The sequence below is a fragment of the Flagellimonas sp. 389 genome, from assembly GCF_018449435.1.
Classification (GTDB): Bacteria; Bacteroidota; Bacteroidia; order Flavobacteriales; family Flavobacteriaceae; genus Flagellimonas.
Genome location: NZ_JAHCMU010000014.1, coordinates 104,430 through 125,363 on the forward strand (window position 1 = coordinate 104,430; position 20,934 = coordinate 125,363).

Consider the following 20,934-nt stretch of genomic DNA (forward strand, 5'->3'; position numbering starts at 1 on the left):
GGAAAACTTTAGTTTTCTATTTGAAAAGGCTCTGCATATGCAGAGCCTTTTTTATTTTAGCATATGCATCAAAGCTTTCTTGAACATGTTCTATATGACCTTCAGAAAAAAGGAGTAGTAGTGGAATCCTGTACTTTTATACTTCCCAGTAAGCGCTCTGGGACTTTTTTGAAAAAGTATATATCTTCGATTATCACGCAAAATATCTTTACCCCCGAAATTCTATCGATTGAAGATTTCGTGTCCCAAATTTCTGGTGTAGCTACAGTTTCTCCAATAGATCTATTGCTAGAACTTTATACTACGTACAAGAATTCCAAAATAAAAGTCCACGATGATTTTAATGCTTTTTTAAAATGGGGACAAACACTACTACAAGATTTTAATGAGATAGACAGATATCTTATTCCAGCTAAAGATATTCTCAATTACCTATCAGCTATTAAAGAGTTGACCCATTGGTCACTAAAAAGCGATAAGACTGAGCTTGTCCAAAACTATATGGAACAGTGGGACAATCTTGAAATGCTATACAACTCCTTTACCGCTTCACTTTTATCACAAAACAAAGGGTGTCAAGGTCTGGTGTATCGAAAAGCCGTTGAAAACCTTGACGATTACTCCCAATCCAGGAAGAAAAACCCAATCATATTTATAGGTTTTAACGCTTTAAATACTGCCGAGTCTATTATTGTCCAACATTTTCTTGAACATTCCAACAATAAGATATACTGGGACATCGATTCTTATTTTCTAGATGATCCAATTCATGATGCAGGACTTTTTATTAGGGACTATCAAAAAAAATGGCCATACTATGAATCAAGAGAGCTATCTGGTATCCACGATATTTTTACCTCGCCCAAGTCCATTTCGATTACCGGTGTTCCAAAAAGTGTTTCACAAGCTAAGTATGTTGGTAACCTATTAAAGGATCTCCATACTAAATCTCCGATTGGCCTAAAAAACACTGCTCTTATTCTTGCAGATGAATCTCTATTAAATCCAGTTCTGCAAGCAATTCCCCAAGGAATAAATGAAGTAAACATAACTATGGGGCTGCCACTTGAAAAAACACTGTTGTACTCCTTCTTCGTTTCGTTGCTCGAATTAAATATTGGTAAAACCGAAAGAGGCTGGTTCTATAAAGATGTGCTCAAGTTTACTTCTAACCCCTATTTTCAAACCATTTCAGCATCTGAAAAAAGAGATTTAGCTGAAGCTATAACTAAGGATATAAAAGCAAACAACTGGCTTTACCTCCACAAGAACAATCTTTCCAATTACCATGAATCCCAACAGCTTATAGGCGTTACCTTTCCACACAAATTAATGTCTCCCTTGGACTGGGTCGATGGCTGCCTACATCTTATCCAAACATTGAAAGAGATTTATGAAAGCGAAGAGAATACTAAAGAGCTAGAGTATCTCTATAGATTTTACAATATTTTTAATCAGCTTAAACAACATATTTCTACTGTTGGCTTTATAGCCAACTTAAGGGCGATACGAAGTTTTTTTTTACAACTCGCTTCCATAGAGACATTGGATTTTATTGGAGAACCGCTCTCCGGTTTGCAAATAATGGGAATGTTGGAAAGTAGAAACCTAGATTTTGAAACTGTCATTATTACTTCCGTCAATGAAGGCATTCTGCCATCTGGTAAATCCAACAACTCTTTTATACCGTTTGATGTAAAAAGAGAATATGGTTTGCCCACGTACAAGGAAAAAGATGCCATATATACTTATCATTTTTACCGCCTGCTACAACGGGCCAAAAATATTCACATTATCTATAATACAGAGCCCGATGTTTTGGAAGGTGGAGAAAAAAGCAGGTTGATTTCCCAATTATTAACGGACGAAAAACTCACTCCCTATAGCACACATAACATTGCATCTCCACAAGTAGATATTCCTTTGCTATATGCCCCCAAGATCATTAAAAGCCCGTTATTGTATAATGACATCAAAACTTTTGCTGATAACGGTTTTTCTCCCACTTCGCTTACCAACTATATCAAAAATCCCATAGAATTCTATAAAAGAAATATTCTTAAGATAAATGATGTGGAAAAGGTACAGGAAACGATGGCAGCGAATACCTTTGGCACCGTTGTTCACGATAGTTTGGAAGAACTCTATCAACCATTTATTGGGAAAGTACTGACTAAGGAAGACTTTTCGCCTATACGTGAAAAAGTGGAAGAAATTGTAAAAGCGCACTTTAATAAAAACTTACCGGGAATAGACATCGCTAAAGGGAAATTTCTTTTAGTTTTTAAGGTCATTGTAAAGTACCTGAATACTTTTGTTGATAAGGAAATTACACAATTAAAAAGACATGAAATTAGAATTTTAGGTCTAGAGCAAAAGTTTTCAATGGAGCTAAATTTCAAAGCAATTGATTTTCCCGTTAAATTAAAAGGCACCCTGGATAGGATTGATGAAGTAGATGGTATTTTACGAATAGTTGATTATAAAACCGGAAGGGTCGAGCCCAGAAACGTAAAAATCAAAGATTGGGAAGAACTCATCACCAATTATGATAAAAGTAAAGCGTTTCAACTACTTTGCTATGCGTTTATGTATTCCAAACAAAATAATCCTGAATCATTGCAGGCTGGTATCTACTCATTTAAGAATTTAAATCAAGGTTTTTTACCTTTCTATGGTGACGGAAATAGCATCACAAAAGAAGTTTTAAAAACTTTTGAAGCTTATCTGGAAAGACTCATTTGCGAAATCTGCGACCCGGCCATCCCTTTTTCCGAAAAAGTATCATGACTTTAAATCTGGCCTCGTTGGTCTGACCTCTATTTTGCTGGGTAACGTTCTGGGGTGCATCAATAACAAATCCACTACCAATTTACCTATATCTTCTGCCTGTATTTTCCAAGCATCCTTTTCAGAGGGTTCATTTCCGTTAAACTCAGAAGCTACCGACCCGGGCATAATGGTTGTGACCTTAATATTGTATTTTCTCAGGTCCAACATAACAGCTTGGGTAAAGCCGACCACACCAAATTTAGTTGCACTGTAGCCAGCACCTTGTGCAAAGAAATTGGTTCCTGCTAAACTGGCCAAGGTCATATAGTATCCTTCAGATTGTTTTAAAGCTTCAACAGAAGCTTTTAACGTATGGAAAACACCGTTGAGGTTTGTATTTATCATCTGGTGCCATTCGCTTTCTTTCATTTCATCAACAGGCGAAAAATGACCGACTCCCGCATTGGCAAGAACCAAATCCAACTTCCCCCATCTTTTCATGATCTTTTCAATTGCTTTGACCTCATCCTCTAGTTTGGAAACGTCGGAACAAACCCCTAAAACGTTGTCCTTGTCCGTCAAACTTTGCACAGCTTCTTCCACACCTTTTTGGGTTCTTCCACTTATGGCCACTTTCATTCCTTGCTTCAATAGCATTTGTGCCACACCATATCCTATTCCTTTAGTTCCTCCAGTTATATAAGCTACTTTTCCTTTTAAGTCCATAATCCTATTTGTTTAGAATACAAAATTCGGGAAATCTATCTTTAAAAAAGCAGAAACCACTCAAATTTGAGTGGTCTCCTTTAAACACAGTATTGAATCAACATGCTAAACAAAAAAATCTAAACCTCACTATCAAATTACACTGACCTTATGAAAACTGGTCAATAGGTCATGGTTGTCTGTTGACCAATTCTAGTGCTTTTTAAAGACAATTATGGAAAGTTGAATTACTTACTAAATACCCTTTTTTAGTAAAATAAACATTATCCAAATTTCTATAAAAATACTTCCCGATTTTCAATGGATACTTGTCAAAAAATCAAGTTTTTGAAGTAAGGTGGTAATCCAACAACAAAATCATCATAAAAAGTATTCCTAAGTTTTAACCAAAACAGTTAATCACAATCCACTCGCTTTTTACTACTTGGAATCACTCGCCTGTAAAAATAAGGGCCACTAAAAGCGTTACCATTATGGCTCTGTGCAATAGTAAATTCTTCCACCATACAATTTCCATTTGGATGCGTAACATACGCATATAGGCGAATTTCCCTAATCTTAGATCTATTGCTATATGGGCCCACATAAGAGGCCACCCAATCCGTTCTAAACTTTACCTTTTTTACGGTACCGTCCCATCTCTTTTCCTTATAGGTCTTCTTCATAATCTCCAAGGCCTTGCTTGCCAAAGTAGCGTCTCTCCTGCCTTCTTCTAGACTAGAGAATGTAGCCCCTGTAGATAACATGTTGTCCGCACTTTTCACCAAAGTGAACTCCCCGGCCGCAAGCGGTCTTATTATAGATTTCCCAAAGGGTACGTATTCTATTCTTATTTTATGTTCCCCATCGGGTAATTTATCCAATTCTTCAAACCAATAGTCAGAAACTGGTTCATCTTCAGGTTTAGGGGCCAACCATACCTGTCTTGTAGTATGGTGCAAATTTTCATCATCAAACGTTACGTTCTGTATTCTCCAGTTGGACAACTCTCCATTAATATACAATAAATACTCTGCCATGGCCGAACGGTACTTATTGCCTCTGGTGACCTCTCTGGGACTATTTTTAGGGTCATCGCTTACATAGACCGTATCATTGGGAATGGAGCTCAGCAAGTACATTCTGCCATAGATATGGTCTCCCGAAGTGAGTTTTGTTTTTATTTTTGAAGGGTTTTCGCTACCAAACTGGATTTTCTCATTGGAAAACAGAATCTTACCAATGTTTTTTCGGTGCATTTCGCTGGTAATCTCCTGCTGCGGAAGATCTTCCCTCCAGTTGTACTTAAGATAGGAAACTCCGTCCTTTTCATATAAAAGGCCCTCTTCTTCCCATCTTTTTCGCTTTGCTTCTTCTTTCGCTTTCCTTTTTTTTTCCAAATATATCTCACTTTTTGATTTGCCCTCTGTGTTTTCTTCTTGCGCAGAAATATTCATGCTAAATAAGGTGATAAAAAAAATCACTAGAATCTGTATGTTATTTGACATCATAATATTGGTTTTAATTGTTTGGATTTCAATTTCAACCAATCTTTACTGCAGAGGTCGATACAAAAAATCCAGAAACAGTATGCTTTCGTTTATTTGATATATTGAAAAAAGTTTAATAGTTTCTATTTGGATATTGTTATGGGTAATATGATTTTTATTCGCAAATAGCAGAATCGTCTTTTATGAAAGTCTCTAAATCCATATCGCAAACCTCCTTAGGGATACTCGTTAAAGAATTGTTTTGCAGGGCCAAAATCTTAAGGTTTTGAAGATTGGACAGTTCGACAGGTATACTTGTTAGCGAATTATTGTACAAAGACAATGTCTGAAGGTTTTGAAGATTGGATAATTCCTTTGGAATACTGACCAACGAATTATTGTACAACCTAAGTTCTTGAAGGTTTGCAAGGTTACCGAGTTCTACTGGCAGACTTGTCAAAGAAGCATCGTGCAAATAAAGCTTACGAAGATTTGAGAGATTCCCTATTTCAGGAGGGAGGTTCATCAGGGGGTTATCATGCAACCAAAGGTCTTGAAGGTTTGTTAGGCCCCCGAGTTCTGCCGGAATACTTGTTAGGGAACACAAGTGCAAATAAAGCAGCCGAAGGTTTGATAAATTCCCAATCTCTGCTGGTAGACTGGTTAACGGGTTATCATATAAGTAAAGCTCTCTAAGATTGGCGGTAAGGCTACCTATTCCAGTTAAATCCGTTAGGGCGTTGCTTCTTAAATTAAGTCGGAAGAGCTTGGTGAGCTTACTTAAAACTGGAGGAACGCTGGTCATAGCGTTGAATTCCAAATTAAGTATTTCCAGGTTAACAAGATTTCCAATTTCATTTGGTAAGCTTTTTAAGTCAAGACCAGACAATGAAAGAGCTCTAAGATTGGTCATACTGCCTATTACCGGAGGAACACTGGTCATCGAATTACTTTGTAGACCAAAGTCTTCAAGATTGGAAAGGCTACCTATCGTTTCTGGAATACTTATCAGGGAATTGTAGCCCAAATAAAGTGTATTGAGTTTTACCAGATTTCCCAATTCTGAAGGAATGCTCTCTAACGAATTTCGTTCTAGATCAAGGGTTTCTAAATTTATTAGTTTTCCAATTTCTGACGGTAAGTTTGTTATCAGATTATTTGATAAATACAGATTTGTAAGGTTGATAAGGTTACCTATTTCATTGGGTAAAACTACCAAGCCACTCTCTTCAAAACTTAGTCCTGTTACTACTCCATTTTCAACATAAACACCCTGCCAATTAGAAATGTCATCCTCCTCTATATCCCAGCTCAGGGTATTGTCCGGATTGGCATTGTACAGTTTAACAAGTATCTGTCTTTCCGTAGGGGAATCATTAGATAATGAGACCGTATAGCTAACCTCGCTATCATCCTCGGCCGTAACCTTGTATATTACAGAATCGGTAAAATCTGTGACCACCTTTTCCTTTGGATTTACTATCGCTTTTTCTGATATTGTAATCGTCGGTTTTAATACTTTTACATTCACACCAAATGGAACGGTGGCCGTAATGGTTTTGGCATCTTTGTCTATGGTAGCGGTAACATCCTCCGTTAATCCATCATTGTCGCTCGCCAAAAATTTGAAAGAAGTAATCTCCTTGGCATCACTTTTTTCTGTTTCTCTATCGGTTCCATTGTTATCGTCGTCCTTGCTACATGAGACCAGTACGAACAGGCTTATAAATAGTATACTAATTCTTTTCATTTTGATGATATTATTCTAATTATGTTATTTATTACTCAAAGAACTTTGAAGATTAATTGTCCAATAGAAATACATTTACCTCGTTTCGCCTTATAAGTTCAATGAAAGCTTGCGAAAACAGTTCTTCATCATCACGATCAATACGAATCCTATCCAGACTTTCTAGACCGGCCATTTCCTCTGGAAAGCTTGAAAAATTATTCCAAAAAATCTCCAGTTGTTCAAGCTTCTTAAGCATTCCTATTGTTGCAGGAAGGGTCGTCAACGCATTATCATGTGCATCGAGTATCTCTAAATTGGATAGATTCCCTATTGCTGCAGGAAGGGCGTTCAAACTGTTTTCATCAATATCAAGCTGTTCAAGATTGGTTAGGTTCCCTATCCCTGGGGGAAGCTCGGTAAGGTTGTTCGCTCCCAAGAACAATATCTTTAAATTAGTGAGCTCAGATATTACATTGGGATATGTTCCTATTCGGTTGTTGTTAAAATAAAAACTCTCGAGACTACCCTTTAGATTTTCCATTTCCTGGGGCAATTCGGAAATCTGGTTTAGGCTTAAATCCAGAACCTTTAGTTTGGCCAACTTTCCAATACCTGCAGGAAGTGTACGGATACCATTATTTATAAGGGACAGTTTCTCCAGTTCGGTAAGCCCGGCAATCGATTCCGGAATAGCACTTATTCGTTTCAAGACAACACTTATCTCAGTGACCCTACCGTTAACGACCGTTATCCCTTCCCATTTAGAGAGATCTTCCTCTTCAATGTCCCAGCTTGTAGTGTTCAAACGATTTGCATTGTACAGGGCAATAAGGATTTCCCTGTCCGTTAGCGCCTTCGTTACGGTAACCGTATACTTCTGTTCACTGTCATCTGCGGCCGTTACCACATATTCCACAGCTTCACTGAAATCCACGGTCTCTTTGCTTACAGGATTTACCGTGGCATTGGCAGATACCACAACGGTAGGTTGCAATACCCTTACATCGGTGCCCGCGGGAACCTCTGCAGTGATCGTCTTTTCTTCCTCATCTATCGTCGCCCCAACATCCGTGGACAGCGCATCGTTGTCCGCTGCCAAAAATGTAAAGGAGGTTATAGCCTTGGCACTGGACCCTTCAACATTGACCGTGACCGTATACTTTTGCGCGCTGCCGTCCGAAGCCGTAACCGTATACGCCACGGCATCGCTAAAATCCACAGCCGTCTTGTTTTCAGGGGTAACACTGGCCAGTGCCGAAAATGTGATGGTGGGCCTCAACGCACTTACATCCGTGCCCGAAGGAGCTTCAGCAGTAACGGTCTTCTCTCCTTCATCAATGGTCGCATCGATATCTTCCGACAGTGTATCGTTGTCCGCTGCCAAAAACCTGAAACCTGTGATGGCCTTCGCACTCGACCTGCCCTTGATCACCGTGACCGTATACTTGGCCTCGGTCCCATCCTCGGCCGTAACGGTATACATCACCGCTTCACTGAAGTCCCTGGCCGTTTTGTCCTTAGGGTCCACCGTTGCCTTTTCGGACAGTTCTATCGTTGGCGTTAGCGCACTTACATCGGTATCCACGGGCACCTCTGCCGTTACCGTCTTGGCATCTTTGTCGATGGTGGCCTTTACGTCTTGCGATAAGGCTTCGTTATCGCTCGCCAAAAAAGTAAAGGCGGTGATTTCATTGGCATCGCTCTTTTTCGCATCGCCACCGGTGTCGTTGTCATCGTCCTTGCTGCAAGCGGCCAGTACGAACAGGCTTAAAAATAATATGTTTAACTTTTTCATCTTTGGGTATTTGTTTTATGATTTTGGGGTTTTCTATTGTTCGCAAGTAACGTCTGGGTCTGTAGAAAATGTTGGAATATTCAACTCACAGATTTCCTTTGGTATGGTCGTTATTTGATTGTTCTGTATAAAAAGCGACACAAGGTTTGTAAGGTTGCCCATTGATCTAGGGAGGCTCGCCAAATCATTATCAAACAGGGATAACTTTTTAAGGGTAGTAAGTTTACCTAGTTCAGATGAAATTGTCGCCAAATCATTATTTGATAGATATAACTCCTCTATTTTTGTTAGTCCTCCTATTTCAGATGGGATTGCAATCAAGGAGTTGTAGCCTAAGTCAAGACGTGTAAGGTTCTTTAAATCACCTATTGACGTTGGAACGTTCTCTAAGGATGTCCTTTGTAAGTCTAAAGTCCTGAGTTTTGTTAAATTTCCGATTTCGGCAGGTACAACTTTCAATGGGTTTCCATTCAATTGTAATTGCACAAGATTTACCAAGCTTCCAATATTCTTAGTTAGATTCTCAATATTCTTGGAAATTAAATTTAGCTCCGATACACTCCCGTTTCTTAACTGAACACCTGTCCAATTCGCAATATTTTCCTCTTCCAAATCCCAGCCAAGGGTATTGTCTGGATTGGCATTGTACAGCATTACTAGCACTTCCCTATCTGTAGGTTTTTCTAGGGTTATAGTCACGGTATACCCCACATTGCTTTGGTCTTCTGCTGTGACCATAAAGGTTACCATTTTAGTAAAATCGGTGACTGTCTTGTTTACTGGAGCGCTACTGGCGCCTTCTGATAGGGTAAGCGCAGGCACCAATGCGGATAGATTCACACCAAAAGGAAGCGTTGCACTTATTGTTTTAGCTTCCTCGTCCACTACCGCATCCACGTCGTTCGACAGCCCATCGTTGTCCGCTGCCAAAAACTTGAAGCCAGTGATAGCCTTGGCACTGGATTTTCCTATAATTACAGTAACTGTGTACTTGTTTGTACTGCCATCCTCCGCCGTAACGGTGTAGGTGACTTCTTCGCTAAAGTCCCTAGACGTTTTGTCTTTTGGGTCCACTGTGGCCTTTTCGGACAATGCAATGGTAGGCTTTAGCGCCTTTACATCGGTGCCCACTGGAACTTCTGCCGTTACCGTCTTGGTACCTTTGTCGATGGTGGCCTTTACGTCTTGCGACAAGGCTTCGTTATCGCTCGCCAAAAAAGTGAACGCCGTGATTTCCTTTGCGGCATCCTTATCGGTTGCGTTGTCACTGTCATTGTCCTTGCTGCAAGCGGCCAGTACGAACAGGCTTAAAAATAGTATACTGATTCTTTTCATATGTAGGTATATGTTTTTTTTGTTATTGGAGCATGTCACTGCTCACAAACTTGGTTAGCATCTTTCTGGAAATCTTCGATGTTCAAAGCACAGATTTCCTTTGGGATTGTGGTGACTGGGTTACCTTGAATAAGAAATGTCTCCAGTTTCGATAAATTACCTATTTCTCTGGGCAGCTCCGCAATTTGGTTAAAATGCAAAATCAAGTCTTCCAGATTGGTAAGGCTACCTACGGAAGCCGGTATTGTCTTTATCTTATTCTCCCTTAGGTCCAAACGGGTCAAATTGACAAGATTACCTATTTCGGTTGGTAAGCTCTCGATACTGCTTTTAGTGATCCCCAAACTGGTCAAACTTGTCATTTGGGTTATTTCTACTGGGAAAGTCTCTATGTCGGAATTCCCAAACCCCAGTGAGGAGAGATTTTTTAATTGTGCTATTTCTTTGGGGAAAGTGGTTATCAGGTTTCCGCCAAAAAAGAGTGTTTCCAAATTGGTCAGATTACCAATGCTCACCGGAATTTCCGTTATTTTGTTGTCCGAAATACTCAACTCGGTCAAGTTTTTTAGGTTTCCTATTTCGGTTGGGAGCGCATCGATATTAGTTTGGGCAATCGTTAAGGATTTTAGGTTTTTCAACTCCCCTATCTCTTTGGGCACACTGCTCAAAGAGGCATTGACTATAAAAATAGATTCCAGGTTGGGGAGATATTTGATCTCTGGAGGAATGGCCGCTATATTTCTTGAAGTATAAGGAAAACTGAGCGATCGTACCTTTCCTTCATCATTGAATCCAACACCTGTCCATCTGGTTATAGAGGGGTCAAAATTCCACCCTAAATTAGGGTTTACCCTTCCGAATGCCATAAGGGCCTCTCTTTCCGTCAGTGCGGTAGCAGCTGTATATTCCACCTTGGAACCATCTTCGGCGGTTACGGTATAGGTTACATCGTTTGTAAAGTCCGTCGCAACCTTTTCCACTGGATCCACCTCGGCATTATCCGATATTGTTATGGTAGGCTTCAATGCTGTTACATCGGTCTCGGAAGATATCACGATTGTGATGGTCTTGTCCTCTTCATCGATATCTGCTTCGATATCTTCTGAAAGGGCATCATTATCGCTCGCCAAAAACTTGAAGGAGGTAACTGCCTTGGCACTTGATTTCCCCAAGGTCACCGTGACCGTATATTTCGCCTCGCTGCCGTCCTCCGCAGTGACTGTATAGGTGACCGCTTCGCTAAAGTCTGTCTCAGCTTTGTCCTTTGGGCTAACGCTCGCTCCTTCTGGTACAGTAATGGTCGGTTTAAGCGTCTTGATATCGACATTCGAGGGTAGCTCTGCCTTTATGGTCTTATTTCCCTTGTCTATCGTGGCCTTTACGTCTTCGGAAAGGCCTTCATGGTCGGTCGCCAGAAACGTGAACGAGGTAATCTCGGTGTCACTGCTTCCGTCCGTTCCATTGTCGTTGTCATCGTCCTTGCTGCAAGCGGCGAGCACGAACAGGCTTAAAAATAATAGGCTTAACTTTTTCATATGCGGATTAATTGTTTTTCTGTTTATGGTTTAGAGTTGGAGTTTTGTTATTCTTCGCAGATGGCCGTATCATCCTTTATAAAATTCTCAATGTTCAAGTCACAGATTTCCTTGGGAATCGTAGTTATCTGATTAAAGTTTAAAGACAAAAAACTAAGCTTTGTAAGGTCGCCAAGCTCAATAGGAATGCTTGTAAGTGAGTTACCGGCCAACTCCAATGTTTCGAGGTTTACAAGATTCCCAAACTCCACTGGTATACTTTCGATGGCATTACCTTTTAACGATACGTCCTTCAAGTTGCTCAAACTTCCAATTTCTGCAGGAATACCTGATAAAGAACAGGACGCTACATCTAAGTTTTCCAGCTTAGTCAAACTCCCTATTTCTGTAGGAATTGATGCCAAGGGATTAAATGCTAAATCCAAACGTCTCAAGTTGGCCAGGCTTCCTATTTCGACCGGAATGTTCGTCAATGAATTAAAAGATAGGGACAGTACTTCCAATGTGGTAAGATTTCCTATTTCCATCGGTATAGTTGTCAATGAATTACCACTTAGACCCAAATCTTTTAACCTGGCCAGATCCCCTATTGCAGCTGGTATAGCTTCCAATGAATTGTTTCCTAAATACAGGTCTTCAAGATTTATCAGGCTTCCTATTTCAGTAGGAATACTTGCTAGGGAGTTCGATGATAATGACAGAAATGTTAAACCAGAAAGATTTCCTATTTCCTTAGGCAGTACCGTCAAGTCGTTACTGCCCAAACCTAATCTTCGTAGATTGGTAAGATTTACAATCCCTGAAGGAAGATCGGTCAAATTATTCTCTGACAGATACAACTCTGTAAGATTTGTAAGGTTGCCTATTTCAGCGGGCAAGTCAATCAATTCATTAGTTCTTAAATCTAAAAATTCTAGGGTTTCTAGATTACCTATCTCTTTAGGGAGACTCGTGAGCGAATTGCCAAATAAATCCAATTTATTTAGATTTGTAAGATTTCCTAGTTCATCAGGTAGTTCTGTTAGTTCATTATCTCGTACATTAAGAGTTTCTAGATTTATAAGGTTTCCTAGTTCTAATGGCAGGCTTGTTAACGAGTTATCTGATAAAAAAAGGTTTTTTAAGTTAATAAGATTTCCTAGTTCTTTAGGAAGGACCTTTATGCCAGCTTCTTCAAAGTTTAACCCCGTTATTGTCCCATTTTCAACTTGAACACCTTGCCAATTGGAAATATCATCCTCCAAATCCCATCCAAGGGCATTATCCGAATTAAGGTTGTATAACCCTATCAGTACTTCTCGCTCTGTTGGAGAGGTTGTAAATAAGGTTGCCGTATACTTTGCCTCGCTGCCATCTTCAGCGGTTACGGTAAAGGTGACTGCTTCACTAAAGTCTATGGCCGCTTTGTCCTTGGGATCCACTGTGGCCTTTTCGGACAGTTCGATTATTGGCGTTAGCGCGTTTACATCGGTTCCAAAGGGTACGGTTGCGCTTATCGTCTTGGCATCTTTATCTATGGTAGCGGTAACATCTTCCGATAGGACTTCGTTATCGGCTGCCAAAAATTTGAAGGAAACAATTTCCTTGGCGTCGCTCTTTTCCGTTTCGGTATCGGTACCATTATCGTCATCCTTGCTACAGGAGGCCAGTACAAAAAAGCTTAAAAATAGTATGCTTAGGTTTTTTATGTATTTGTGGGAAGGGTTCATTCTTTTCTGTTTATCATTGCGTGTTTGAATTATGCTATTCTTCGCAGACTTGGGTAGGGTCTTTTCTAAAATCTGATATGTCCATATCGCAGATTTCTTTGGGAACCGTAGTCAAGGGGTTACCGAGGAGGTAAAAATCCCGTAAACTGCCTAGTCTTCCAATTTCAGAAGGTATGGATGCCAACTCGTTTTCACTTAGATACAAATCTCTTAAGTTGATCAGGTCTCCTATAGCTGCCGGTACCATTGTGAGTTCATTTCTAGCTAATGAAAGCCTTTGAAGCTGCCCAAGCGTTCCTATCTCGCCAGGTATGGTTGTCAATAAATTGTCGTTTAAGAACAGTTCTTCCAAGTTTGCAAGATTACCAAGTTCAGCAGGTACCGAAACCAGATTGTTCTCACCCAAATACAAATCTATCAAGTTGGTTAGGTTTCCTATCGTTTCTGGAATGGACGTAAGTTCATTTCTGGTCAGGGAGAACCTTTGCAGTTGACCGAGGTTCCCTACCTCGGCAGGAACGGTCGTCAATGTATTATTGTTTAAGAACAGCTCTTCCAGGTTTGCAAGATTACCAAGCTCGGCGGGTACACTAGTCAAGTCGTTATTGGAAAGGTCTAGCTTTTCAAGACTTGATAAATTGCCGAGTTCTATGGGTAAATTTTCTAAAGAGCAGTTGGTTAAGACAAGTTCCCTCAAATTTTGTAACCCTCCTATTCCTTCTGGGATTTCCTTTAAAGGATTGTTTCTAAGTTCCAGTCTTTCAAGATTGGACAATGCCCCCAGTTCGGAAGGAATAGATTCCAACGAGTTATTGTTAATAAAGAAATTCTTTAAGTTGGTCAACGTTCCCATTTCTTTAGGAATGGATTCCAAAGAATTACTTGACAAAGAAATACTGTTAAGGTTTTTAAGGTTGCCCATTTCCGCAGGTAGCGATTTAATATTGTTCTCCCATAGTGCTAATTCCCGAAGATTTACAAGATCACCAAACGAAACAGGTATTATACTAAGAGCATTTCTTTGTATGTTTAAGCCTACAACTTTGTTATCCTCTATAACGACCCCTTCCCATTCAGAAGGTTCTTTTGTTAGATCCCAGTCTAAATCGTTAAAAGGATTTGCCCTATATAGGGCTTCAAGAGCCTCTTTTTCGGAAAGCCTACGGGCAAGTTCAACGGTGTATTCCGCAGTGCTACCATCCTCGGCCGTAACGGTATAGGTGACTGCTTCGCTAAAGTCTGTCTCAGCTTTGTCCTCTGGGCTAACGCTCGCTCCTTCCGATACCGTTATGGTCGGCTTAAGGTTCGAAATATCGGCTCCATCCGGAACCCGTGCCCTTATCGTCATGGAATCCATTATTATAAGGGCGGAAACATCATCTGAAAGTGAAGCATTGTCTTTTGCCAAAAACTCGAAGGCGGTAATCACCTTGATACTGGATTTCTCTTGCATTACGGTCACTGTATACTTGGTCGTACTACCGTCCTCGGCCGTAACGGTATACTCCACAGCTCCACTAAAGTCTTCTACAGCTTTGTCCTTGGGGTTTACACTTGCCTTATCGGACACTGTAATTGTGGGTTTGAGCGCAGTGAGTGCAGTGCCCAGCGGTACTTTGGCAGATATTGTTTTTTTCTCCATGTCTATAGTGGCCTTTACATCTTCCGATAGGACTTCGTTATCGGCTGCCAAAAAGATGAATGCGGTAATTTCTTTTGCGGAGCTTTCCGTACTGTTGTTATCATCGTCCTTGCTGCAAGCGGACAGTACGAACATGCTTAAGCATAAAATGCTTAGGTTTTTTATGTATTTGCGTGAGGTTTTCATGTTTTTCTGTTTATCGTTGCGTGTTTGAATTACGCTATTCTTCACAAACTTGGGTTATGTCTTTTTGAAAAGTTTCAATATCTAAATCACAGATTTCTTTAGGGACAATGGTAAGTGGATTGCTCCTAATAGCTAAAAATGTAAGGTTTGAAAGATTGCCCAATTCATCTGGAAGTGCGGTAATCTCGTTCCGTGATAAATCCAATTGGGTGAGGTTGGACAGACCACCTATCGATGGTGGTATTTCCGTCAAGGAATTTATTCTTAATAGGAGTATTCGAAGGTTGGTAAGGTTACCTATTTCATTTGGCAAAGACGAAATTTTACCAGAAATTATTGACAACTGTTCCAATTGAGTAAGGTTTCCAATCTCAGGTGGTAGGGAAGTCCAATCATCGCTGCCCAATCGCAATTCCTCAAGGTTTGTCAAAGCTGCTATTTCAAGAGGGAAACTATCCAGATTGCTACTTGCCAAACTAAGGTATGTCAGCTTTGTGAGGCTCTCGAATTCCTTGGGTAGTTCTGTAAAGCTATTGAAGCCCAGAGTAAGGGATTCCAGGTTAGTAAGGCGACCTATTTCTTTGGGAATATTGGAAAAATTGTTGGCCTCCAAATTCAATGACCTAAGGTTGGTAAGATATCCTATGTCCCCTGGCAGGTTCTCCAGTTCATCCTCATAAAAGTCTAAAGAGACCACAAGCCCATCCTCAACGAAAACACCTTCCCAATTGGAGATATCCGTGTCGGACAGGTCCCAGCCAAGATCATTGCCCGGATTGGCCTCGTATATGCTCACCAGTGCCTCCCTTTCGGTGAGCACCCTTTTAAGGTCAACAACATATTCAGCTTTGCTGCCATCCTCTGCCGTTACCGTGTAGCCAGTTTTTTCATTGAAGTCCTTCACAACATCATTTGGGTCCACCGTAGCCCCGTCGGAAACCGTTATTGTTGGCTTTAGTGCATTGAGCTCAGCTTTATTTGGAAGCTCACCGGTTATGGTTTTGGTGTCCTGGTCTATATCGGTCGTGAAGTCCTCGGTCAGTGAACTGTTTTCGGAGGCCAAAAAGCTAAAGGCCGTGATTGCCTTGGCATCACTTTTCTCCACTTCCTTGTCGGGTTCCTTGCCGGTCTCGGTTCCATTGTCGTTGTCATCGTCCTTGCTGCAGGAGGCCATTACAAAAAGCCCCAAGAACAGGATGCCTATCTTTCTTATATTTATGTCCATAGTATTTATATTGATTTTTTGTGGATTGTTTGTTCCCTATTACTTAGTGCTACTCTTCACAAACTGCATCTCCAATACTAAAACTTGGGAGGTTCAGGTCACATATTTCCTTGGGAATTGTATCTAAGCGATTTCGGTCTATTAAAAAAGACCTAAGTTTGGTAAGGTTACCTATTTCCCTGGGAATGCTACTGATCCTGTTGTTACTTAAGACAAGGCGTTCAAGATTTGTTAAGTTTTCAATATCAGGGGGAATGCTACTGATTCTTGTTTGAGTTATAAACAGTTCTTTGAGCATTCTAAGGTTCCATATTTCGTTTGGTACCGTACTCAGAAAATTTTTCCCTATTGACAATATTTCAAGATTTTCAAGGTTCCCTATTTCCTTGGGTATCTCGCTTATCCCATTGCCAAATACGTATAAGGTCACTAGTTCTGAAAGGCTTCCAATTTCTTTGGGCAAAATGGTCAGACCCTTTTCTGAAAGGTTTAGTTCCGTAACCTTGCCATTCTCCAGGGTAACCCCTTCCCAGTTGGACATGTCATCGTCCTCTATATCCCATCCCAAACGGTTATCCGGGTTAACGTTGAAAAGTTTAACCAGTACCTCCCGCTCCGTAGGAGCGGTTATCGTTACCGTAACGGTATATTCCGCTTTGCTGTCATCCTCGGCCGTTACCGTATAGGTGACTGCTTCGCTAAAATCGGCTGCAGCTTTGTCATTAGGGTCCACCGTGGCCTTTTCGGACAGTTCAATGGTTGGTTTCAGTGCCTTTACTTCTGCTCCAAAAGGAACGGTCGCCGTAATTGTTTTCGCTTCTTTGTCTATCGTCGCTTTTACATCCTCGGACAGCGCTTCGTTGTCAGTGGCCAAAAAACTAAAGGCCGTGATTGCCTTGGCATCACTTTTTTCCACTTCCTTGTCGGGTTCCTTGCCGGTCTCGGTTCCATTGTCGTTGTCATCGTCCTTGCTACAAGATGCCAGTATGAACAGACTTAAACATAAAATGCTTAGGCTTTTTAGGCTATGGTATCTCTTTTCCATGGGTTTGGGTTTAAAAATGAAATCCTTTACTATTATTGTTTAACACAAGTCGTTCAGTAAGGCATCGCTTACATGTGTCTTACTGTCAGGCTTAAATCATTTTCAAGTGGTGTTCTGTAGTAATCCAATACGTGATAATTGGATATGGGTTTCATATGACTCGTTTAATCGTCGGTCATATGAATTAAAGGGAATGGTTGATTTGTTTCTTCACAAAAAATTTGTGCTATCAGTTTTGAAATAAAACAATTATAAAAAAAAGAGAAATTAAAAACTTTCTTCATAAGAATTTAGTCTTTTGTATTGAGATTGATGACTACAAAACTAAAGTCGAAAGCTGTGTTTCCGTTTGTCAAAAAATCAATTTTTTTAAAAAAGCTCGTCAGAAAATTAATTTTTACGAAGTTTTTATTCTGACACTATACGTTGACTTGACCTCACATTAAATCTTTGTAAGTATTTGTTTTTAAATGCCTTGTATAACAAATCTTTAAAAGAATCCTATTTGTGGGCGGTCATTGTATCCACTCTAGCGAATGGTTTTTTTCCTTTATAAAATTGTGGGATTCTTTTACGCTAAAGTTCAAAAAATCGATAATTACCCTACTTTTTAATGTATGCTCCTTCTGTTTGTCATATCCTTTTGTGGTCATTATAGGAATTAAGAAGGGGATATCTGTAAAGTCCATATGACCTGCATTTTTAAATCTTACCCAGTGGGATCCTAAGGTGTTTTTCTCTACTAGTTTTTTTACGCCTTCAAGTTCAAGCTTCTTAATTTTCTGATATAGCTCAACATCTGGGAGATTCTTTTCTTTCAATACATCGTCAGGTAATTCGGGAGAAAATGAGCTTATGTACAAAAAAGGACGGTCAAATTCTTCTGTTGATTCTGGACTTATAGGGCCGTCAATATTAATAACCGATTTTACACTTTGGCTCTCAACACCTGCGACGGTAGCGGTCGTTCCACCCAAAGAATGTCCTATTAAGGCTACCTGTTCAAAGTTAATATGGTCGGCAAGAAAAAAATCTTTGCTTTTAATATTCTGAAGTGAAAATAAAACATCGTTTACCTGGTTTGGAACAACTTTTTGCACCAAGTCCTGTATAAACTTCTTTTGGGCATCAAATGTCAAGGTTGTGGCATCGGACCTGTTCAAGCCATATCTTTCAAACGAAAAATCATGATCTATGGCCATAACCACATATCCGGTTCCTGCTATTTCCTGAAGCAAAGCGGTATTGTCCAAATTTGTACTCGCCGCTCCATGCGAATATATGACCAAAGGAAATTTAGATGAATCTTCAATAACTTCCATTGTATTATAGGCTCTTGTTTCCACTAGATTCAAGTGTCCAAAAACAAAGTTTGGCATTCCCATTAATCCATCTAGGGAACGTTCTTCGTTTTGATGGTATTTACTATATTCTCCCTCTTTTTGAGTGGTAGGGAACCAAAATTTTACCAAAACATCCCTGTGTTTCCCTCTCGCGTCTTTAAGTGTTAGGTCGTAAGTACCAACCTTATACTTAGAAACCAGTTCTGGAAACTCAAAAACAGGAATTAGAATGCCTACAGCCCCACTCACCAATACACAAAGTAAAACAGTAAGCAGTATAACTTTTCGGAATATTGTATTCCTCCATCTATTAATATTGACAACCAAGACCAATAAAGAAATAGCATAAATAAAAAACATTTGCCATCGTATCCCTTCCAAATAATAGTGCAATCCAAAAGGAATCAGTAGTACAACTGCCAAAATAGACTTACTTCTGATTCTTCGGTTTGCAACTAGCCAAAGTATCACAAGACATACTTCTATAAATAAAAGAAACTCGAATAGTCTCATACAAAATGTTGTGTCATCAGGAAATTTATTGCTGTTTCAAAAATCTTGGTCAAAATAAGAGCACGGTGCCGCTTATGGTTTGTCAAAAAGTCAAGTTTTTATGAATTCTCATATGGTACACAACTTTTTGCAGCATTGACATACTGCTATTTTTGATAATATGAAGGCGATTTACCATACACCTTTTTAAAGACTTTACTAAATACCGACAAATCGCTATAGCCAAGCAAATCGGCTACCTCACTTATTGAAAACAAGCCTTTTTGAAGATGTTCTTTTGCTTTGGTCACTTTGAGCCAATTTATGTATTGATGTGGTGTCTTACCATAAACGGCCTTAAAAGATTCATAAAGATGATATTTGGACAAAGAAGATTCCAATGATAACTCTTGAAATGATATAGGATTGGCGATATTGTCATGAATGTATTCGTAAACAATCAGCAATCTTCTATATATTTCTATTTGAGTACTCTTTTTCTTTGCTACTATTCTACTGGCATGGTTGTATGCATTTATCTGTTCTTGGGATATTCTTTGTAAAACTTCGATAGACAGCTCTTCGGGAGAAAAGAGTTTGAATTCTTCATTAGTACTTTGTTGATGTATGGATTTTAAAAGCTTTCCTGAGGGAAAATAATCCGCATTCAAGGGGCTTTCCATAAAAAATGAGCTTTCATCAATTTGATCAAAGGGAGTATCCAATAACTGTTTTACGGTAGCATTGTTATAAAAATTAAGCTGTTTTCTAAAGGTATCGGAAATAATAAGGCTCAGCACATCTATATATTCCTCTTTTTCATTTACGTATTCCCATCCTATGCTAGGATTTATAACTATAAATCTATTTTCTCCAATTTTTACGTTTTTATGTTTCCAACGGAGCTCCCCTACACCATCTTTGAAAAAGATAATTGTTAAACTATTATCATCAAAAACATAGTTGCCCAAAGGGGCAACAAAACGCATCATATAGTTCTTGTCTTGGAAAAAATTGGGTGCCTTTTCGTATTCTTTAGAGGAGAAATGGTCGTAATATTTGTCTCTATAGTTCGCGATACTTCTTTGTTTATGAGGTTGGTTGTTACACTTCCATTAGGTTTCCATACATGAAAAGCTAAAGGATTGGTACGCTAACAAGAGGTCTAAACCAAAAAAGGGTTGCGCTTAAATTTTATTTCACACGTTAAAAAATCATTTTTTACATGTAGTGAAGATATAGTTACAGTATGTTTTCTATGATTTTTTACCTTACTGTGTGCTTAGAAAAAACCGTTCTTTTGTTCTTGAAGATGCACCTATTCTATAGTAAAATTTAATTGCTCTGTGATTAAAGTCCGGGGTCTGCCATTCCATTCTTCGACAGCCCATTTGTTCTCCTTCAACCTTTATCCTATGCATTAGTTTTTCACCTATTCCCATACCTCTTGCCGGCTTTTTCAAGAAGAGGCAATCCATATAAATGTAATCGCTGGCACTCCAAGTAGCATACTGTTTCATGTATGTGGCATAGCCTATCAACTCGTCATTGCTTTCCGCTACAAGACAATACAGTTTTTTAGTGTCTCCGAACAAATCTTTTTTTAGCTTGTTACTTTTTCCATTTCGGATATACCTGGATTCCTCATAAATGGCATGGGCTTCGCACAGATCAATTATAGCTTCAATATCCTCTGGTCTTGCAAAACGTATTTTTGTTGTTAACCGCATCTTTTGGATTTGTTTTAAGTAAGGAGTTGGTAAATTTCATATCAATACTAATATCATTTTCCATGTTGTTCCACACTATTTTTTCTTTTCTTTGAATTTCTGAATATCGGATAACGACAAAACAAATACCTAACAGGTATAAAATTGCAAACAATCTGCGTAGGTTGCTTTCTAAAAAAAAGTTTTTCAAGATTCCTT

Annotated in this window: 14 protein-coding genes; 1 reads left to right on the top strand and 13 read right to left on the bottom strand. The window is 39.5% G+C overall.

Features of this window, described 5'->3' with window-relative positions; translation table 11 throughout:
• Positions 1–63 precede the first annotated feature (63 nt).
• On the top strand, positions 64–2,790 hold the full coding sequence (locus KIM67_RS13225) for a PD-(D/E)XK nuclease family protein (protein ID WP_213832032.1): 2,727 nt from the start codon (positions 64–66) through the stop codon (positions 2,788–2,790).
• Here the strand turns inward: KIM67_RS13225 and KIM67_RS13230 are convergent.
• From KIM67_RS13230 to KIM67_RS13290, 13 genes are all read right to left on the bottom strand, one after another.
• The gene (locus KIM67_RS13230) at positions 2,785–3,498 is read right to left on the bottom strand and encodes an SDR family oxidoreductase (protein WP_213832033.1); all 714 of its coding nucleotides are present in this window, start codon (positions 3,496–3,498) and stop codon (positions 2,785–2,787) included. The genes KIM67_RS13225 and KIM67_RS13230 overlap by 6 nt on opposite strands.
• Before the next feature lie 395 nt (positions 3,499–3,893).
• On the bottom strand, positions 3,894–4,988 hold the full coding sequence (locus tag KIM67_RS13235; RefSeq protein WP_213832034.1) for a hypothetical protein: 1,095 nt from the start codon (positions 4,986–4,988) through the stop codon (positions 3,894–3,896).
• A 154-nt stretch (positions 4,989–5,142) separates the two neighbouring features.
• The gene (locus tag KIM67_RS13240) at positions 5,143–6,717 is read right to left on the bottom strand and encodes a leucine-rich repeat domain-containing protein (RefSeq protein WP_213832035.1); all 1,575 of its coding nucleotides are present in this window, start codon (positions 6,715–6,717) and stop codon (positions 5,143–5,145) included.
• Positions 6,718–6,769: 52 nt separating this feature from the next.
• The gene (locus KIM67_RS13245; RefSeq protein ID WP_213832036.1) at positions 6,770–8,494 is read right to left on the bottom strand and encodes a DUF5018 domain-containing protein; all 1,725 of its coding nucleotides are present in this window, start codon (positions 8,492–8,494) and stop codon (positions 6,770–6,772) included.
• A 33-nt stretch (positions 8,495–8,527) separates the two neighbouring features.
• The gene (locus tag KIM67_RS13250) at positions 8,528–9,829 is read right to left on the bottom strand and encodes a DUF5018 domain-containing protein (RefSeq protein WP_213832037.1); all 1,302 of its coding nucleotides are present in this window, start codon (positions 9,827–9,829) and stop codon (positions 8,528–8,530) included.
• A 35-nt stretch (positions 9,830–9,864) separates the two neighbouring features.
• Positions 9,865–11,364 (bottom strand): leucine-rich repeat domain-containing protein, encoded by a 1,500-nt coding sequence (locus KIM67_RS13255; RefSeq protein ID WP_213832038.1) that lies wholly within the window; start codon positions 11,362–11,364, stop codon positions 9,865–9,867.
• A 47-nt stretch (positions 11,365–11,411) separates the two neighbouring features.
• Positions 11,412–13,073: a leucine-rich repeat domain-containing protein gene (locus KIM67_RS13260; RefSeq protein ID WP_213832039.1), complete on the bottom strand. Its 1,662-nt coding sequence runs from the start codon at positions 13,071–13,073 to the stop codon at positions 11,412–11,414.
• Between the two features lie 34 nt (positions 13,074–13,107).
• A complete protein-coding gene (locus tag KIM67_RS13265; protein ID WP_213832040.1) occupies positions 13,108–14,901 on the bottom strand; it encodes a leucine-rich repeat domain-containing protein in 1,794 nt (597 codons plus the stop codon).
• A 34-nt stretch (positions 14,902–14,935) separates the two neighbouring features.
• A complete protein-coding gene (locus KIM67_RS13270) occupies positions 14,936–16,126 on the bottom strand; it encodes a leucine-rich repeat domain-containing protein (protein ID WP_213832041.1) in 1,191 nt (396 codons plus the stop codon).
• A 49-nt stretch (positions 16,127–16,175) separates the two neighbouring features.
• On the bottom strand, positions 16,176–17,171 hold the full coding sequence (locus KIM67_RS13275) for a leucine-rich repeat domain-containing protein (RefSeq protein WP_213832042.1): 996 nt from the start codon (positions 17,169–17,171) through the stop codon (positions 16,176–16,178).
• Positions 17,172–17,686: 515 nt separating this feature from the next.
• Positions 17,687–19,027, bottom strand: a complete 1,341-nt coding sequence (locus KIM67_RS13280; RefSeq protein ID WP_213832043.1) for an alpha/beta fold hydrolase — start codon at positions 19,025–19,027, stop codon at positions 17,687–17,689.
• Between the two features lie 146 nt (positions 19,028–19,173).
• Positions 19,174–19,998, bottom strand: coding sequence for an AraC family transcriptional regulator (locus KIM67_RS13285; RefSeq protein ID WP_213832044.1), 825 nt, complete (start codon positions 19,996–19,998; stop codon positions 19,174–19,176).
• A gap of 279 nt (positions 19,999–20,277) precedes the next feature.
• Entirely contained in the window at positions 20,278–20,736 is a 459-nt protein-coding gene (locus KIM67_RS13290; protein WP_213832045.1) for a GNAT family N-acetyltransferase, read from the bottom strand.
• Positions 20,737–20,934: the final 198 nt, after the last annotated feature.

Bases quoted from the DNA above. Each gene is read 5' to 3' on its own strand.
- KIM67_RS13225 (WP_213832032.1), top strand. From the start codon at position 64: ATGCATCAAAGCTTTCTTGAACATGTTCTATATGACCTTCAGAAAAAA.
- KIM67_RS13230 (WP_213832033.1), bottom strand. From the start codon at position 3,498: ATGGACTTAAAAGGAAAAGTAGCTTATATAACTGGAGGAACTAAAGGA.
- KIM67_RS13235 (WP_213832034.1), bottom strand. From the start codon at position 4,988: ATGATGTCAAATAACATACAGATTCTAGTGATTTTTTTTATCACCTTA.
- KIM67_RS13240 (WP_213832035.1), bottom strand. From the start codon at position 6,717: ATGAAAAGAATTAGTATACTATTTATAAGCCTGTTCGTACTGGTCTCA.
- KIM67_RS13245 (WP_213832036.1), bottom strand. From the start codon at position 8,494: ATGAAAAAGTTAAACATATTATTTTTAAGCCTGTTCGTACTGGCCGCT.
- KIM67_RS13250 (WP_213832037.1), bottom strand. From the start codon at position 9,829: ATGAAAAGAATCAGTATACTATTTTTAAGCCTGTTCGTACTGGCCGCT.
- KIM67_RS13255 (WP_213832038.1), bottom strand. From the start codon at position 11,364: ATGAAAAAGTTAAGCCTATTATTTTTAAGCCTGTTCGTGCTCGCCGCT.
- KIM67_RS13260 (WP_213832039.1), bottom strand. From the start codon at position 13,073: ATGAACCCTTCCCACAAATACATAAAAAACCTAAGCATACTATTTTTA.
- KIM67_RS13265 (WP_213832040.1), bottom strand. From the start codon at position 14,901: ATGAAAACCTCACGCAAATACATAAAAAACCTAAGCATTTTATGCTTA.
- KIM67_RS13270 (WP_213832041.1), bottom strand. From the start codon at position 16,126: ATGGACATAAATATAAGAAAGATAGGCATCCTGTTCTTGGGGCTTTTT.
- KIM67_RS13275 (WP_213832042.1), bottom strand. From the start codon at position 17,171: ATGGAAAAGAGATACCATAGCCTAAAAAGCCTAAGCATTTTATGTTTA.
- KIM67_RS13280 (WP_213832043.1), bottom strand. From the start codon at position 19,027: ATGAGACTATTCGAGTTTCTTTTATTTATAGAAGTATGTCTTGTGATA.
- KIM67_RS13285 (WP_213832044.1), bottom strand. From the start codon at position 19,998: ATGATGCGTTTTGTTGCCCCTTTGGGCAACTATGTTTTTGATGATAAT.
- KIM67_RS13290 (WP_213832045.1), bottom strand. From the start codon at position 20,736: ATGCGGTTAACAACAAAAATACGTTTTGCAAGACCAGAGGATATTGAA.